The sequence below is a fragment of the Mucilaginibacter boryungensis genome (genome assembly GCF_015221995.1).
GTDB classification, from domain to species: domain Bacteria; phylum Bacteroidota; class Bacteroidia; order Sphingobacteriales; family Sphingobacteriaceae; genus Mucilaginibacter; species Mucilaginibacter boryungensis.
Genome location: NZ_JADFFM010000002.1, coordinates 1,757,464 through 1,774,245, shown reverse-complemented (window position 1 = coordinate 1,774,245; position 16,782 = coordinate 1,757,464). Strand labels below are relative to the sequence as shown.

The following is a 16,782-nucleotide window of genomic DNA, read 5'->3' as shown; positions in this document are numbered from 1 at the left end:
ATAGGCTGTACGGCTATTTCATTCCATCTTTAATGGTTTGTACATGCTGTAAATGCATTTTCAATGTAGGTAGCGTTTTATCAACAAACGCCTTAATGTCAGGGTCTTTTGCATTTTTAGATTCATCTTCAAACATAGAGACGGTTTTCTTATGATCATCAAGCATTTTATCTATATAATCTTTGTCAAAATCGGCACCCGATTTTTTTGAAAGATCATCGGCAGTTTTTTGTTTATCATCGCTTATAGTAGCGGGTAAGGTAATGTTTTTGCTTTTAGCTAATGCCATTAGTTCATCATTTGCTTTGGTATGGTCAGTTATCATCATGCTGGCAAATTCTTTTGCTTTAGCATTGGTAGCTTTTGTTTGCGCCAGTTTAGATAAGGCAACTTCGGCCATACCGCCATTAGCCGCATCCACAGCAAATTTCGAATCAGTTTCGTTTACAGTAATGGCTGGTGCGCCTGCTGTGCTGCTGTCTTTTTTAGCAGTGTCAATTTTAGCACTATTAGCGCTGTCTGCTGCTTCAGTACTGGATTTTGTTCCGCTGCATGATTGTACCGTCCAGGCAGCGCAACACATCATCATTAAATAAATAAGCTTTTTCATGGTTATTGTTTGTTAATTTTAATTAACTACAAACACCTCGTTTTTAAGTTTTAATTAATTGAATTGTATTTTTAATTTATTTGTGGTTAATGATAATATTAACAATACTATCATATAGCAATGAGTTTGAAAACCATCGCTATGTTTCATTATGGCGGGCCTGCTGTATTCTCACAACTTTTATTATTTTTGGGCGGACAAAAACTAAAAAACAACTATGAACTTTCCAGCTGAATTAAAATACACCAAAGACCACGAGTGGATACGCGTTGAAGGCGGCGAAGCATATATTGGCATTACCGAATTTGCGCAGCGCGAATTGGGTGATATTGTTTATGTAGATATCACTTCGGTAGGAAAAGAGGTGGCAAGTGAAGATGTTTTTGGCACTGTAGAGGCTGTTAAAACAGTATCAGACCTGTTTATGCCGGTAACCGGGACCGTACTTGAAGTTAATTCAAAACTTGATAGTCAGCCCGAACTGGTGAACACCGACCCTTATGGCGATGGATGGATGGTAAAGGTTAGCCTGGCAAATGCAGCTGATGTAGACGGTTTACTTACAGCAGATGCCTACCAGGCTATTGTTGGCGCATAATTTAATAGAATGCTTTTTAAATATCACAGGCCCGCAATTTTGTGGGCCTTACTTATTTTAATATTGTGCAGTATATCATTCGGCTCGGTAGGGCATTCGCACCTATTTTTCCCGGGATTTGATAAACTGGTGCATTGCGGTTTATTTTTTGTATTGACCGTGTTGATGTGCAACGGCTTTATCAGAAAACACAGTACAGATAATTTTGCCGTTATTGATGCACTAAAAGTATTTATAATAGCGTTATCCTATGGTGCGCTAATAGAAGTACTGCAACTATTTGTTTTTACCTGGCGCGGCGCCGAGTGGGCTGATCTATTTTCAGACGCTGTTGGCGCAGGTATGGGAGTTTTTGGTACCTTAGTAATATTATACGCTTCAACAAATGCGAAAAATTAAATACATGGTATTGATTTTGGCCTGCCTGGGCCTTAATTCGTGCGGCATTTTTAAAAAGAGCTGCAACTGCCCGCATTTTTATAAATCAAAATAAGTGCCTTTCCGGGTGTAACACCTGCAATTTCCCCGTGTCTATTTAGCAAAGAAGTAAAATTTTTGTTGTATTTACGAATATTTCGTAAAGTAACTAATGAAATAGTCATCTTAGTAACACATTTATTATTACTACTGTAATTATACTATGAAGAAAACTTTATACCCAATTCTCTTTATTTTATTAGTTGCATTTGGCACGGCTTTCGGTCAGGCACCTAAACGTTTAATCAAGGCAAAAGTTATTAATACCCAAAACGAACCTGTTGAGTTTGCGACAGCATCGGTTATATTAAACGGGCCCGATTCATCTATAGTTAAAAGCACTATGACCGATAAGAACGGGGCGCTTGAAATACCAGGTATTGCCAACGGGAGCTATCGTATCATTATTTCTCAATTAGGGTTAAAACATAAAGTGGTACACTTTAATGTTACCGCGCAAAAACCTTTTGTTGATTTGGGTACGCTAACCATGGAAAATGAAGTACGCAATTTAAATCAGGTAAACATTTCGGCAGAAAAAGCGCCTGTCACCATTAAGAAAGATACTGTTGAATTTAACGCCGGATCGTACAAAACACAAAAGAACGATAACGTTGAGCAACTGTTTAAAAAGATACCCGGTGTTGATGTTGATAAGGATGGCAAAATTACCGCTCAGGGACAGGAGGTAAAAAAGGTATTGGTTGATGGTAAAGAGTTTTTTGGCAACGACCCCAAAGCTGTAACGAAAAACCTGCCGGCTGATGCCATTGATAAAGTACAGATTATTGATGATAAAACCGATAAAGCCAAGAATACCGGGATTGATGACGGCGAACGCAATAAGGTAATGAACGTTACCCTAAAAGCCGATAAAAAGAAAGGCTGGTTTGGCAACATGGCGGCAGCCCGCGGTAATGATAACCGCTACCTGGGCCAGTTTAACATGAACCATTTTGATAATAAAAAACAAATGTCTATCCTATCGTTAAGCAATAATGTTAACGAATCCGGCTTTTCATACGAAGACCTTAATAATTTTGCAGGCGGCAATGCTTTCAGCACCTTTGGCTCAAGCGATGGTTCTAATAGTATTTATATTGGCGCCAATGGACGGGCTAATATTAACAATGCGTTTTCAGGAGTTAATGGCGGTCTGATTACTAACCATACCGCAGGGTTGAATTATACTGACGAATACGGCAAAAAAGGTCAATTGAAATTCAATACCAGCTTTGTAACTGTCATCTCTAAAAACGATATCAGCCAAACATCTAATTTACAGGATGTACCTAATAATTTGTTTACGAATCAGTTTAGCAATGGAAACAACACCAGTAACAGTTACCGGCTTTCGGTTAACATGGAATATAAGATAGACAGTTTGAACAATTTAGTATTTAAGCCTAACTTTTCGTACAGTTTAAAGAAAAATTATTCGTTATTATCATCAGGAACCGCCAGGCAAACTGCCGATAGTGTAAACAATATCCGCCAACTGCTTGACCAAACAACCCACAGTCCGGCTTATGGGGGCCAGTTTACATTGAACCATAAATTCCACAATGGCAAGGGTTCGCTTAATCTTTACACAACCGGGAATTACTCGGCTAACAACGCCGATTACATTAACCAGGCAACCACCCGCTATTTTGTAAGCAGTCAGCCCAGCACTAATACTAATCAGCAGGCATCGCAGGATAATAATGCCAGCTTTTTAACAAGTACCGCATCCTTTGTACGCCAGTTAAACAAGGCAAAAAAGCTATCACTGAATATTAGTCAAACTGCAGATATCCGAAAACAAAACGCTAACCAGTACACGGTTGATTACAACGCTGTCACTGGAAATTATGAAATATTTAACCCTTTATACAGCGGCAACTCTGATAACAGGAGCCATAAGTATACCACTACCGCCGGTTTAAGCAAGGGGGGCGAATCATACACCTTATCAGTTAATGCCGCGGTTGCCGAACAGGGCTTGCATGGTATATCGTATGCCAACAATGTAGCCAATAACGTAAGCCGTGATAGCTGGGCTTTTGTTCCTAATGCCAGCTTTAGTTATCGCAAAAAAAATGGGTATAATTTATATTTTAATGTGGGTACCAATGTTTCCCTGCCATCGGCGACCGATCTGCAAACGGTGTTTAACAATACTAATCAGTTATATATCCGTCAGGGCAACCCCGACCTTACCCAGTCGCGATCGCTTAATGCTAACGTCAATTATAACTATTACGATTTCAAGAATAACAATTACATTAACTTTTACATTAATTACAATACCACCTGGAATGGTTTTTCAACCGCCAGCACTGTGGATGCAAACGGCATCACCACCTCTAAACCTATAAATGTTGATGGAAATTTTAATTTTAGCGGCGGCTTTAATGTAGGCAGGCCCACAAAAATAAAAGGCCTGAAATATAGTTTTGGTTCTTATTCATCAGTTAACCGTAACATTAATTTTATAAATGGTAACCGTAATGCGGTTACGCGTATATCGCCTGCTTTAAATGCCGGCACAAGTTACGACAAGGAAAAACTTCAGCTAAGCCTGCGCTTTTACGGAACATACAACAATGCCGTAAACTCGTACCAGCATGTAGCCGACAGGAGCTATTTTACTTATAGCAATAACGCCAGTGCAAGCGTGCTGCCGGTTAAAGGCTGGCGCATTTTTAGCGATATCAACCAAACACTTTACCGCGGGCAACCCGCCAGCGCCAATACTTCATATTATTTATGGAATGCAGGTATTGAGCATTATTTTTTAGAGAAACAAAATTTAACACTCTCACTAAACGCGTTCGATCTGTTGAACCAGAATTCGGGCCTGCAACGATCTATTAGTACAACCGGCGTAATTACAAATAACCAAACTAACACCCTGGGCCAATATTTTTATATGAAATTGGTATATAAAATAACTAAAGTTGGCGGCGAGAACAAGAATAATGGCTTGATTATCATGCGTTAATAAAGGGCAATAATCTATACAAACTTTTTACAAAAGAATCACATTGCTTATTTGGATTTAATTTAAATAACCTCTACATTTGAATCGTTCTAAATAACGACTAATGAGGCTTTCGCAACTTAAAGTAGGTAGTAAAGGGATAGTAAAGGAATTTACCGACCTGGAAATGTCTGTAAAACTGATGGAGATGGGCTGTTTACCCGGTGAAGAAGTATTAGTGGAACGCATTGCTCCGCTTGGCGACCCTATCGCTATCAATGTATCGGGCTACCAGTTAAGTTTACGTAAAAGGGAAGCCTCGACCATTATTCTGCAATAGCGAATTGAATTGAAAGCCGAGCTGAGAGTTGCACTTGTAGGGAATCCTAATACCGGTAAATCAACACTCTTTAATGTTTTAACCGGGCTTAATCAAAAAATTGGAAATTTTCCGGGGGTTACCGTTGATAAAAAAATAGGCTATTGCGATTTGCCCGATGGCCGCCATGCCGAGATTATTGACTTACCTGGCACTTATAGCCTCTACCCCAAAAGCCAGGACGAATCTATCGTATTTTCTGTTTTGGCCGATAGCCATAACCCGCATCAACCCGACTTGGTTGTGATGGTGCTGGACGCAACCAATCTTAAGCGTAATCTGCTACTTTATACCCAGGTGGCCGATTTAAAGATACCGGTAATTGTGGCCTTGAACATGATGGACCTGGCCAATAAGAACCTGATTAGTATCGACATCAACAAGTTCGCTATGAGATTGGGGGTGCCGGTTATCCCTATCGCCGCGCGCAGGGTTGACGGTATTGATAAACTAAAAGAGGCCATATCTTTCGCCAACAAGTTTGCGCTGCAGCAAGAAAGCATTGACGTAACCGCCATAGCGCCAGGATTAATTGCTAATATAGCCAAGGAAATACCCACTGATAATCCATATTTTGCTTTGCAACTGGCGCACCAGCACGAACACCTGAAGTTTTTAACGCCCGAGCAAAGCCAGCGCATTGAAGATTTGGAAGCGGTGCACGCCTTCCACTCGCAAAAGGCGCAGGCAACCGAAACCATTGCCCGCTATTATTTTATAAACGAACTCTTAGCCGAAACGGTTAAAAAACCCGAAGGCATACAAGGCGAAAGCAACAGCAACCGCATTGATAAAATACTAACGCATAAAATATTTGGCCTGATTATTTTCCTTGCCATTTTATTGTTCATGTTCCAATCGATATTTGCCTGGTCGGCTTATCCGATGGAGCTGATAGCTGATGCTTTTGTTTGGGTGCAGGATAAATTGCACCAGGTGCTGCCCGCCGGGCCGGCCACCAATTTACTTGCCGATGGTATAGTTGGTGGTTTAAGCGGGGTTATGGTGTTCATCCCGCAAATTGCTATCCTGTTTGCCTTTATATCTATACTGGAAGATACCGGTTACATGTCGCGAGTTACGTTTATGATGGACAAGATCATGCGTAAGGTTGGCCTTAACGGGAAATCGGTAGTGCCGCTGATAGGCGGCTTTGCCTGTGCCGTGCCATCTATAATGAGCACCCGTACTATTGAGAACTGGAAAGACAGGATGATTACCATTATGGTTACCCCATTAGTTACCTGTTCGGCCCGGTTACCTGTTTATACCTTGCTGATTGCTTTGGTAGTACCTAACCGCAATGTATGGTGGATATTCAACATGCAGGGCCTGGCCCTAACCGCTATGTATGTGCTCAGTTTGGTTTCAGCCATGGTAGTAGCCTATGTATTTAAGTTTATTTTAAAAGGCCGCGAACGGGGCTATTTTATAATGGAACTTCCGGTATACCGTATGCCGCGTTGGAGCAATGTGCTGCATTCTATGTACGATAGAGCGAAAGCTTTTGTATTGCAGGCAGGTAAAGTAATTATTGCTGTATCGGTTATCCTGTGGGTAATGGCCAGCTACGGCCCCGGTAAGCGCTTTGCAAACATTGATAAAAAGTATAAACAGCCCCAGTATAAAACCATGAACGCAAATGACATGCGCCATGCTATCGCGTCTGAAAAATTAGAAGGTAGTTATGCCGGTGTATTAGGTCATGTAATTGAACCGGTTATTCGCCCTTTAGGTTTCGATTGGAAAATAGGTATTGCGCTTATTACATCCTTTGCCGCCCGCGAAGTGTTTGTAGGTACCATGGCTACTATTTATAGCGTTGATGGCGATGCCGATAAACTGGAAACCGTACAAAAGAAAATGGCCAATGCCATTAATCCCAAAACAGGGCAGCCCGTGTTTACTGTGGCTGTAGCATTTTCATTAATGATGTTTTATGCTTTTGCTATGCAGTGCGCAAGTACTATAGCCGTAGTGTACCGTGAAACCAAAAACTGGCGCTGGCCCGCAGCCCAATTTGCTTATATGACCGTACTGGCATATGTAATTAGCTTCATCACCTACCAGGTATTGAAGTAGAGAGCAAGGGATTTTATCGCAATTGCTTACTTTTGCAGGATGGAAATTTTACCGGCAGATTTACAGCTTTACCTGGAAACCCATTGCGATATTGAGCCTGAAGCGCTTAAAAAGATCAATCGCGATACCTATTTAAAGATCCTGAAACCGCACATGCTATCGGGGCATTACCAGGGACGATTACTGAGTATGCTAAGTAAGATGATGGCCCCAAGCCGCATTTTAGAGGTTGGCACTTTTACCGGCTACGCTACTATTTGCCTGGCCGAAGGGCTTACCGAAACAGGGTTTATTGATACCATTGAAATAAACGCTGAACTGGAAGAACTGCTAAATCAACACTTTAAATCCACAAATGTGGAAAAAAAGATAAGGTTGCATATCGGCCCTGCAGCACAAATAATAGCCGGTTTTGACGGCCCGCCGCTTGATTTGGTGTTCATAGATGCTGATAAAAAAAATAATTTGCTTTACTTTGCGCTCGTACTTGAAAAAGTAAGACCGGGAGGTTTAATTATAATTGATAATGTTTTGTGGAAAGGTAAGGTGTATGGCGACGCCCAGGATACCGATACAAAACTGATCCGCGAACTAAATGACAGCATTGCTGCCAATCCGCAGGTGGAGAAATTGATCCTCCCCGTACGCGATGGTTTATTGCTCATCAGAAAAAAGTAAATTATGAAGAAAACATTACTGCTTACCCTTTTAGTGGTTACTACTTTTGCCGCTTCGGCCCAGGAGAAAAACACTTCACAATCCTACATCGAGAAATTTAAAGACAACGCTATTGCCATTATGCACCAAAGCGGTATCCCCGCCAGCATTATTTTAGGCATTGCCATGCACGAAAGCGCTAACGGCAACAGCGCCATTGCCAAAAACCTGAACAACCAGTTTGGCATGAAAGGCGGCACAACATCGGTATATTACAAAAACAAAAAGAAGGTGCGCAGCGCCTATAAGGCTTACGATTCGGTGCTTGACTCATTTAACGATTTCGCCCGTATCATGACCGAGAAGAAAAAATTCAGCCATCTGGCCGAAGAACTAACTACTACCGATTATGTAGGCTGGGTTAAAGGTATACAGCGCAGTGGCTATGCCAGCAGTAAGAAATGGGGCAGCCAGGTTTTAGCGTTAATAAACAAATACAACCTAAACGCTTTCGATAGCAACAAAAGTGATAGCACCGAATTTGCGCAAGCGCCGATGGTGAAGGCTAAACAATAAATTTTCTTATGTTTGGCTTAATGATAGCCAACTTTTATAAATATTACGCGACAGGTAGCCTGGCTATCATGTCGCTTTTTTGTTTGGGAATAGTTTCGTGCTCATCGCACAAAAAAATAATTAGCAGCGCTAATCCGGGGGTATCCAATAGCGAGGCAAGGCGCAATAACGAAGCCCTGCAAAAGCAACGCCACGACGCGATAGCCAACTATCCTACTTACACCACTCTGCAATATATTGATAAGTTTAAAACTATAGCTATCCAGGAGATGAACCTATATGGCATCCCCGCCAGCATTACACTGGCGCAGGGCTTGTTTGAATCGGGCAATGGCAATGGCGAACTGGCGCGGGTAGCCAACAACCACTTCGGCATAAAATGCACCAGCGATTGGAAAGGCAAAAGTTATTATAAGGACGACGACCAGGTGAACGATTGCTTTCGCGTGTACGACCGTGCTGAGGATTCGTTCCGCGATCATTCGGAATTTTTAAAACGGAAGCGTTATGCGAGGTTATTTGAACTGGACAAGAACGATTATATAGGCTGGGCCAACGGCCTGAAAGATGCCGGTTATGCCACCAATCCAAAATACCCGCAATTACTGATAGGCGTTATCCAAAAGTACAACCTTGACCAATATGACCGTCCGGAAGGTACTGTACAAAAAATAAAACGCGAGGACAGGGTACTTACGCAGATCAACCAAAATATCGGCAAAGCCATTAAAGACTCGCTGGTGAATGCCACGCCAACTGATAAAACCTATACCATTAAACAGGGCGATACACTATACTCCATATCTAAGCGTTTTGGCTTAACGGTTGACGAGTTAAAAGCACTAAACAATATGGCCGACAATACGATTAAGATAGGCCAGAAGCTGGTGGTGGCCAAGTAAAAGGCCCCTCTCCGATGTTAATATTTGTTAAATAATAAAACGCTAAGCATTTAAGGCATAGCTTTGTAGTACTAATGAGGTTTTGGCTTTTGGTATGTATCTGTGGGTTAGCCATACAATCCTTTGCGCAGGAAAGGGTTGCGGAAGGTGTTGTGTTTGATAAGGTAACCAAAGAGCGGATTGCCAAAGTAAATATCATTAACCTGCGCACAAAGCAATCTATTTATAACACCCTTAAGGCCGAATTTAAGATAAACGTTTTGCCCGACGATAAACTTGTGGTTAGTAAACTTGGGTACTTTACCGATACTGTAAAAGTTCCGGCTAACAATACACTGCTTATTTACTTAAGTCCAACAGCTATTCAACTAAAACAGGTAAACATTAAAGATACCTTACAAAGTCCCTATAAAAGGTATTTAGCCACCAAATCGGAATACAGCAAGGCCTATGGCTCTAATGCTTATCGCGATGTTTTGAGCCTGTCGCCAGGCTCGGGTGCGGGGATTAGTATAGATGCGTTATGGACTTCTTTCAGTCGCGAAGGCCGGAACGCCCAAAAACTACAGGGGTATATAGAACAGGAATATCACGAAAACCAGATCGACTTTCGTTTCAATAAACAATTTGTAGCCAATATTACCGGTTTAAAGGACCCCATGCTTACTGATTTTATGCAAAAATACCGCCCGGGCTATTATACGGTTGTCAATGCCAATCAGTACGAGTTCATCGCTTCTATACGGGCTAACTTAAAGCGCTATCTGCGTAATCAAAAGGCATTTTCGCTGCCCGATTTGAAATAATAATCGAGGCAATTATTTGCCGTTATCTAATTTTATTTAAATATTTTAGCAATAGTGTCCATATCTGCATTTGTGGGTTGTCATTAGGTTTTTAACACTTAAAATATTAACAACATGAAAAATTTCTTATTCCTGTACCGGGCCGACTATAATGCCATGCCCGAGCGTACACCCGAACAAATGCAAGCTACCACACAAAGGTGGATGGACTGGATTGGTAGCATTGCCGCCCAAAACCATTTAGTTGACAGAGGCAACCGTTTAGAATCCACAGGCAAAGTATTAAGTGGCAATAACGTAGAAACGGACGGCCCTTTTACAGAAATTAAAGAAGCGCTTATGGGTTACTCCGTAGTTAATGCTGATAACTACGAACAGGCAATGAAACTGGCAGCCGGCTGCCCTATATTACCCGGCGGCAGTATTGAAGTCCGTGAAATAAGCGTAATGTAACGCTGCAATATTATAAACAAGCCCCCACTATATGGGGGCTTTTATTTACAATGGAAAGCCAGGAACTGATACCACATTTATTCCGCACAGAATACAGTAAAATTACGGCTGTGCTTTGCCGTTTGTTTGGCTTTGACCATATAGAGATTGCCGAAGACATTGCAAGCGATACCTTTTTAACCGCATCTGAAACCTGGGGAATAAACGGCCTGCCCGAAAACCCGGTGGCCTGGTTATATGGTGTTGCCAAAAACAAGGCTAAAAATTATTTAAGGCACCACCAGGTATTTACATCAAAGGTTGCGGTGTCACTTAGTTCGGCTCCCCATATGTCTCCAGAATTAGACATCGACCTGTCCAACCAAAATATTACCGACAGCCAGCTACAGATGTTGTTTGCTATTTGCAACCCGCTTATATCGTCAGAGGGGCAAATTAGCCTGGCGTTGCGCATACTTTGTGGCTTTGGGATAAGTGAAATAGCCGATGCTTTTTTAATAAGCAAAGAAACGGTTACTAAAAGAATATACCGGGCTAAGGAGACGCTGCGGCTGGCTAACATAAAAATCGAATTCCCCCCGCCTTCCGAATTGGACAAAAGGCTGGATGTTGTACTGACAACTTTATACCTGTTGTTTAACGAGGGGTATTATTCTGTAAATCACAAAAGTACCTTACGTAAAGATTTTTGTTTAGAGGCTATGCGCTTAGCTTTCCAGCTGATAGAAAATCCCAGTACAAATTTACCAGCGGTTAACGCGTTGCTTGCCTTAATGAGTTTTCAGGCGTCGCGTTTTGATGCCAGGATAGATGAATCCGGCGAACTTATTTTATATGCCGACCAGGACGAGCGCTTATGGGATGAAGAACTGATTACCCAGGGAAAGCATTTTTTAGACCGTGCATCAAAGGGGAAAACTTTTTCAAAATACCACCTGGAAGCCGGTATAGCTTATTGGCATACACTTAAAGAAGACACACCAATTAAATGGCAAAATATTTTAATGCTGTATAACGAATTACTTATTTTAAGCTATTCGCCCATGGCAGCATTAAACCGCACCTATGCCCTTTATAAATGCAAAGGGAAGCCTGCAGCCATAGTTGAAGCAGAAAAATTAAAGCTAAATAACAATCACCTATATTATGCGCTGCTTGGAGAGTTATACACCGATGTTGATAATATCACGGCCAGGCAACATTTCACAACAGCATTAAAATTATCAAAAACACCTGCTGATAAGCTGGCTATGCAAAAGAAAATAGGGCAACTGAGCGTTAGTTAAAAAACATTAAACTTTAATTGAAGCTGATTTTTGCTTTTCTTTGCGCTAACCATGTTAAAAACAGTATCTGTATTATTTTTTATTAGCTGCCTTTATTTTGCTTTGCCTGCATCGGCACAAAAAACTGATAGTCTAAAAAAAGCCGACAGCCTGAAAATTGATACCAACCTGCTGAATAAATATAGAATTGAGCCCCGCCGCAATGCCATTCCCATCCGGGTAAAACCCGCGGTGATACATGAGGAACTGATCCCTGTATCCATGATGGATTATAAAATTAACTATTGGCGCAAATGGATCACCTTTGGCATCAATCTTAACCAATCGGCCTTTAGTAATAACTGGGCTGCGGGTGGCGTAAGCTCGTTAGCCATAGGTGGCAATTTTGATTATAAAACCGAATATAACAAAGCCCCTTTTGATTATACTGCTGAACTATTGGGGCTTTACGGCCGGGTAACGAATAAGGGCCAGATAGCCCGCAAAACTAACGATCGGTTGTTTTTTGATAATAAGGTAGCTACCCAGCTTTCAAAACGCTGGCTCTTTTTCGGGTCGTTAACGTTCGAATCGCAATTTGATAAGGGATATCAATACCCTTCCAATGGTTCAGCACCGCAGCTTATCTCCAGCTTAATGTCGCCCGGCTATTTAACCGAGTCTGTCGGTATCGAGTATAAGCCTAATAAAGTGTTCGATCTGCGGATAGGTACGGGTACGGCCCGTCAAACTTTTGTGCTTGATACCACTATTTATCACCGCATTCCATCCAACTATGGTGTGGCGCCGGGGCGCACATTTAAAAACGAACTGGCTTTCCAGGTAGTAGCTACTTATGATAAGGATATTATGCAGAACATGCATTTTGGCGTGCGTTATGCCGGGTTTATCCCCTATGGGCGTGGTTTGATCAATATCGACCACCGCATGGATGCCGTGCTGATGGCAAAAGTAAACAAACTCATCAACGTTAATATTACCACCACGGTATTGTTTGATAATGATACTTCTACCAAACCACAAGCTACCGAAGGTTTAGCTTTAGGTATTATTTATAAGTTTCCGTGATTTAGTGAGTAGTTGCGACAATAAACAAATCACTAATCAACTACTCACCAATCACTAACCCCGTTTCTTCTTCAAGTTCTGATAATCAATATAATACAGCACTTTAATAGAATAATTATTATTTTTGGGCTGATTGAATGTGTTATCGAAATTATTAAAGTAGCCGTATTTGGCCATATTGGTATTAGTAAGCGACGAGCTTTTCCAGGCTAAACTAAGCACGCTACCCGGCGAGAACTGCCACTCGTATATCATGTCTATATTCCAAACATTATAATTCTGATCGTTAGCTGTATCGAAATGATTTGAGGTAAGGTTAGCTAATTCACCATTTTGCGCCAGGTCAAAAAATTCTTTGTTATTTAATTTAGACCAATAGTGCCTTAACCGGAACGACAAGCCAGCGACGTTATTAAAGGTGTATTTGATATTAAAGATATTCTCCAGCGTTTGCACATTACGGCGGGCAAAAATGGGGTTATTATTCAGTGTATCCATTGTTGAAAAACCGGCGTTGTTTAAGCGTGGCATATACGTTACATCTTCTCCAAACGAAAACTTGTTACTGATGCGATAGTTATAAGAAACTTCACCATCATAGCCACGCCCTTTAAACCTGTTATAAACCCGATACGCAAAATAAATACCACCATGTAAGCGGGTATTACTGTTGGTATTAAGGTTAAAATTAAAGTTATTATCTCCGGATGTGCGGTAATATCGCCCGGCTACCCTGGGTTCATAAAAATCGTTACCTGAGCGGTTATTATTTAAATTAATATTGCTTTGCCAGTTATTTTTGAAACGGAAGTATGAGCCTACGTTAAGATTAAGGTTTTGATAAGCCGATTCTTTAAGTCTGCGCGAATAATATGCATTGGCAAAAACACCCCATTGGTTAAACAATTTACTGGGCTTATAAATAAAGTATTGCAAATTTAGATTATGGTTTAAATAGTTATTATTAAACAATATACCCAGATCGTTCTGGTTATATTTATCATCTACCAGATCCTGCGTAATGGCACCGGTGAAACTACCCTGTGTTTTGGCAAAGCTGAGTTCATAACTATAACCTGTAACCGTTGGCTGATCATGATAGAATAAATTACTCATCATGCCATAGCCGTTTATGTTGTACGAATTTTTCTTATTGTTCAGGTTAAATACCACCCCGCCAACATCGGCATTATAATCCTTGCCAAACCTGTCTACATTGGTATTGATCAGCGTTACTGCCGAATTATTCTTCAGGTTTTGATCAAGCACCAGGATGTTATAATTGGTTAAGGGAGATGTCTCTACCTCCCTGCGGTTACCATTCGCGTCTTCAACAATGGCATTAGCGCTATTGGTAATGGCGTTAAAAAAGCCGATACCCAACCCGTTTGATAACCGCCCTGATATTTTTGTGGCGTTCAATAAGCGTGTTTCGCTTGGGTTGCTTATTACCGATTCGGTTGGTTTTAACCCATCGTAAGCTTTGCCATAATCAATTGGCGATCCGCCTATCCTTCTGCTATAAAATAAATTCCCCTTATTAAACAGCTCGGTGCCTTCGGTAAAAAAGGGCCGGTTTTCTGTATATTTTACTTCAAAAGGCGTAAGGTTTAACACTTTATTATCCGATTGTACCTGCCCAAAATCGGGGATCAGGGTAACATCCAGGGTAAAGCTTTGATTAATGCCGTATTTAACATCCATCCCGCCATTTACCGAACCTGTAGTGTTTTTAACCCCGGCAGTATTGTACGGATAGTGATTTAAATAGGTTGAGAAGTAAGGGTAAAATGCAAGGCGCAATGGCGGCGTAATACTTTTCAATCCGGTTAATTGCCCTTCCTGGTTCATCAAACCGTTTTTCTTAGGGTCAAGTTCATTCCAAAAAAGTTGCTTTTGTTCACTTTGCCTTTTACGGATAAAATTCAGTCCCCAGGTTTGCGCGTCCTTTTTGCCAAAGCGCAATGCCGAGTATGGGATTTTAAACTCTGCCGTCCACCCGTGTTCATCCACTTTCACGTTGCTTTCCCAAACCCCGTTCCACGATCCATCCTCGTTGCTGCCACCGCTGCCTGCCGGGATATACTTTGCATCAAATTGCACACCAGCCGCGGTGACATAAAAGCCTGTGCCATTTATACCATCGAGATAGGTATCCAGTATCATTCCAAAATAATCATCGTTAGCTATATTGTCGCGGGTGGTTAGTTCGCGTGCTACCTTACCGGCCGATGTTTCATGCATGCGGGCAGCTACATAAATAGCCGCGTTATCATAAGCGATTTTAACTTCAGTACGTTCTTCGTTTTTCTCGTGCCGGCCTGCTACCGGGTTGTTTTCAACAAAATCGGTAGCAATGGGGGCGTTCTTCCACACATCATCGTCAAGTACGCCATCAATTTTAGGCGGGGTAGTTACCTTAATGGCTTCCAGTTTTTTAACCGGGGCTTGCGCAAAAACGCATACTGTTAAACAGGATAGGCAAAGGCCAAAGATGGTCTTCATTTTCAGTTAAAAATAGTTATGTTAGCAATAAGACGCCAAAGCTACCCCAATGGTTACACGAAATTTGTTAAGGGATGGTTAAAAAACTGGCAAAATTGTTAAAATCAGGGTAATATAAATTATATATACCTTGTAAAAAATTATCACAAGATGTATTTAAAACTTATCCGATTGTTAATGGCGGGCCCGCTGTTAAGTGTAATATTGAATGTACATGCGCAATCGCCTGTTATTATTTCAAAAGATATACGCTTACCGCAGGACACTACGATTAGCAATTTGCTTATTAGTTCGTTAAACGGTTTCCTGGCACAAAAAGAGCATCCTGCAAAAAACAATAGCTATGTTTTAAAAGATGACCTCCCGGAAACAGCGATACTACTGAGGGAAATGCAGGGCATTGAACAAAACGCCACCTTAAACGATATTAACTTTTATAAGCCGTATCTAACAAATATAATACAGTTGAACAGCGGTGATTTTATAATCCAATTATCATACATCGGGCAAAGCGCAAATACACCTGTAATACGCGGCAGCTACCGGTTTATGGCAAAAAAACAAGATGACCGGTTCTGTTTCTATTCGCCATTAAGACAACAAACAGCTACATGGAAAACCAAACGGGTAAATTATATCACCTGCTATTATAAAGACACCATTAACCTTGCCGAAGTTAAAAGTTATAAGCGAACACTTGATTATTATCAAATTAAATTAAAAACTCCGACACGGCCGGTTAGACTATATTATTGTGATAATTCATCCGAAGTACTTGAGGTATTAGGGGTTGACTATATAGCTAACTATAACGGCATAAAAAATATTAGCCGTACCGTGCATGAAAACAATATAGATTTGGTACTAAATGGCGGTTACACCACAGGCACACGTTTTGACCCACACGACTTGTTTCATGAACGCCTGCGCCTGGTAATGAACCCCGATATTATTAACCGACCAGTTGATGAAGGCTGCGCTTATTTATATGGGGGAAGCTGGGGCTATACCTGTCTTGAAATAAAAGACCGGTTTAAAAAATGGTTGGCCGCCAACCCTAACCCCGACTGGCTAACGTTATACCTCAGTGTGGCTAACTTTGAAGCCGGGCAAAAACCACTTAAAGTGGCTTATGTATTAAATGCATTAATAGCCCAAAAACTTGAAAAAGAAAAAGGGATGCCTGCGGTAATGGAATTGCTTAGTTGCGGCAAACGTGAACAGGGCGATGCCAATTATTTTCGCACGTTGGAAAAACTAACAGGCATAACTAAAGCCGATTTTAATATAAAGATGGCAGCATTGGTAAAAAGTGTTGATTAGCACTTTTTACTGATAAATCTGTATTGTCTTGTTCCTATTCCTGTAAACTATGTGGTTAATTAACTACCTTTGTAACCGCAAATTTTTGAATTAAA

15 protein-coding genes are annotated in these 16,782 nt (G+C 41.2%); 13 read left to right on the top strand and 2 right to left on the bottom strand.

Features of this window, described 5'->3' with window-relative positions:
* Positions 1 to 13: 13 nt before the first annotated feature.
* The gene (locus IRJ18_RS20740) at positions 14 to 610 is read right to left on the bottom strand and encodes a DUF4142 domain-containing protein (RefSeq protein ID WP_194108188.1); all 597 of its coding nucleotides are present in this window, start codon (positions 608 to 610) and stop codon (positions 14 to 16) included.
* 217 nt (positions 611 to 827) lie between these two features.
* Between IRJ18_RS20740 and gcvH the strand changes: the two genes are divergently transcribed.
* The 12 genes from gcvH to IRJ18_RS20680 all read left to right on the top strand — a co-directional run bounded on the left by gcvH (position 828) and on the right by IRJ18_RS20680 (position 12,859).
* On the top strand, positions 828 to 1,208 hold the full coding sequence (gene gcvH, locus IRJ18_RS20735) for a glycine cleavage system protein GcvH (protein ID WP_194108187.1): 381 nt from the start codon (positions 828 to 830) through the stop codon (positions 1,206 to 1,208).
* Between the two features lie 9 nt (positions 1,209 to 1,217).
* Positions 1,218 to 1,607: a VanZ family protein gene (locus IRJ18_RS20730; protein ID WP_194108186.1), complete on the top strand. Its 390-nt coding sequence runs from the start codon at positions 1,218 to 1,220 to the stop codon at positions 1,605 to 1,607.
* 241 nt (positions 1,608 to 1,848) lie between these two features.
* Positions 1,849 to 4,671, top strand: a complete 2,823-nt coding sequence (locus tag IRJ18_RS20725) for an outer membrane beta-barrel protein (protein WP_194108185.1) — start codon at positions 1,849 to 1,851, stop codon at positions 4,669 to 4,671.
* 103 nt (positions 4,672 to 4,774) lie between these two features.
* The gene (locus tag IRJ18_RS20720; protein ID WP_194108184.1) at positions 4,775 to 4,990 is read left to right on the top strand and encodes a FeoA family protein; all 216 of its coding nucleotides are present in this window, start codon (positions 4,775 to 4,777) and stop codon (positions 4,988 to 4,990) included.
* 9 nt (positions 4,991 to 4,999) lie between these two features.
* Complete coding sequence (gene feoB, locus IRJ18_RS20715) at positions 5,000 to 7,111, top strand: ferrous iron transport protein B (protein ID WP_194108183.1); 2,112 nt, start codon at positions 5,000 to 5,002, stop codon at positions 7,109 to 7,111.
* A gap of 39 nt (positions 7,112 to 7,150) precedes the next feature.
* Positions 7,151 to 7,789, top strand: a complete 639-nt coding sequence (locus IRJ18_RS20710; protein ID WP_194108182.1) for an O-methyltransferase — start codon at positions 7,151 to 7,153, stop codon at positions 7,787 to 7,789.
* Positions 7,790 to 7,792: 3 nt separating this feature from the next.
* On the top strand, positions 7,793 to 8,344 hold the full coding sequence (locus tag IRJ18_RS20705) for a glucosaminidase domain-containing protein (protein ID WP_194108181.1): 552 nt from the start codon (positions 7,793 to 7,795) through the stop codon (positions 8,342 to 8,344).
* 8 nt (positions 8,345 to 8,352) lie between these two features.
* Positions 8,353 to 9,246, top strand: a complete 894-nt coding sequence (locus tag IRJ18_RS20700) for a glucosaminidase domain-containing protein (protein ID WP_228072977.1) — start codon at positions 8,353 to 8,355, stop codon at positions 9,244 to 9,246.
* Positions 9,247 to 9,320: 74 nt separating this feature from the next.
* Complete coding sequence (locus tag IRJ18_RS20695) at positions 9,321 to 10,052, top strand: peptidase associated/transthyretin-like domain-containing protein (protein ID WP_194108180.1); 732 nt, start codon at positions 9,321 to 9,323, stop codon at positions 10,050 to 10,052.
* Positions 10,053 to 10,166: 114 nt separating this feature from the next.
* Positions 10,167 to 10,505: a YciI family protein gene (locus IRJ18_RS20690; RefSeq protein WP_194108179.1), complete on the top strand. Its 339-nt coding sequence runs from the start codon at positions 10,167 to 10,169 to the stop codon at positions 10,503 to 10,505.
* A 50-nt stretch (positions 10,506 to 10,555) separates the two neighbouring features.
* On the top strand, positions 10,556 to 11,791 hold the full coding sequence (locus IRJ18_RS20685; RefSeq protein WP_194108178.1) for an RNA polymerase sigma factor: 1,236 nt from the start codon (positions 10,556 to 10,558) through the stop codon (positions 11,789 to 11,791).
* A gap of 51 nt (positions 11,792 to 11,842) precedes the next feature.
* A complete protein-coding gene (locus tag IRJ18_RS20680) occupies positions 11,843 to 12,859 on the top strand; it encodes a DUF3078 domain-containing protein (protein WP_194108177.1) in 1,017 nt (338 codons plus the stop codon).
* Positions 12,860 to 12,913: 54 nt separating this feature from the next.
* On the opposite strand, the gene IRJ18_RS20675 is transcribed toward IRJ18_RS20680, so the two are convergent.
* Positions 12,914 to 15,364 carry a DUF5916 domain-containing protein gene (locus tag IRJ18_RS20675; RefSeq protein WP_194108176.1) on the bottom strand — a complete coding sequence of 817 codons (2,451 nt, stop codon included), beginning with the start codon at positions 15,362 to 15,364 and terminating at the stop codon, positions 12,914 to 12,916.
* A gap of 150 nt (positions 15,365 to 15,514) precedes the next feature.
* Here IRJ18_RS20675 and IRJ18_RS20670 point away from each other — a divergent pair, with 150 nt between their 5' ends.
* A complete protein-coding gene (locus tag IRJ18_RS20670) occupies positions 15,515 to 16,687 on the top strand; it encodes a hypothetical protein (protein ID WP_194108175.1) in 1,173 nt (390 codons plus the stop codon).
* Positions 16,688 to 16,782: the final 95 nt, after the last annotated feature.

Bases quoted from the DNA above. Each gene is read 5' to 3' on its own strand.
- IRJ18_RS20720 (WP_194108184.1), top strand. From the start codon at position 4,775: ATGAGGCTTTCGCAACTTAAAGTAGGTAGTAAAGGGATAGTAAAGGAA.
- IRJ18_RS20670 (WP_194108175.1), top strand. From the start codon at position 15,515: ATGTATTTAAAACTTATCCGATTGTTAATGGCGGGCCCGCTGTTAAGT.
- IRJ18_RS20690 (WP_194108179.1), top strand. From the start codon at position 10,167: ATGAAAAATTTCTTATTCCTGTACCGGGCCGACTATAATGCCATGCCC.
- IRJ18_RS20725 (WP_194108185.1), top strand. From the start codon at position 1,849: ATGAAGAAAACTTTATACCCAATTCTCTTTATTTTATTAGTTGCATTT.
- IRJ18_RS20705 (WP_194108181.1), top strand. From the start codon at position 7,793: ATGAAGAAAACATTACTGCTTACCCTTTTAGTGGTTACTACTTTTGCC.
- IRJ18_RS20700 (WP_228072977.1), top strand. From the start codon at position 8,353: ATGTTTGGCTTAATGATAGCCAACTTTTATAAATATTACGCGACAGGT.
- IRJ18_RS20740 (WP_194108188.1), bottom strand. From the start codon at position 610: ATGAAAAAGCTTATTTATTTAATGATGATGTGTTGCGCTGCCTGGACG.
- IRJ18_RS20710 (WP_194108182.1), top strand. From the start codon at position 7,151: ATGGAAATTTTACCGGCAGATTTACAGCTTTACCTGGAAACCCATTGC.
- IRJ18_RS20680 (WP_194108177.1), top strand. From the start codon at position 11,843: ATGTTAAAAACAGTATCTGTATTATTTTTTATTAGCTGCCTTTATTTT.
- IRJ18_RS20685 (WP_194108178.1), top strand. From the start codon at position 10,556: ATGGAAAGCCAGGAACTGATACCACATTTATTCCGCACAGAATACAGT.
- IRJ18_RS20695 (WP_194108180.1), top strand. From the start codon at position 9,321: ATGAGGTTTTGGCTTTTGGTATGTATCTGTGGGTTAGCCATACAATCC.
- IRJ18_RS20675 (WP_194108176.1), bottom strand. From the start codon at position 15,364: ATGAAGACCATCTTTGGCCTTTGCCTATCCTGTTTAACAGTATGCGTT.
- IRJ18_RS20730 (WP_194108186.1), top strand. From the start codon at position 1,218: ATGCTTTTTAAATATCACAGGCCCGCAATTTTGTGGGCCTTACTTATT.
- gcvH (WP_194108187.1), top strand. From the start codon at position 828: ATGAACTTTCCAGCTGAATTAAAATACACCAAAGACCACGAGTGGATA.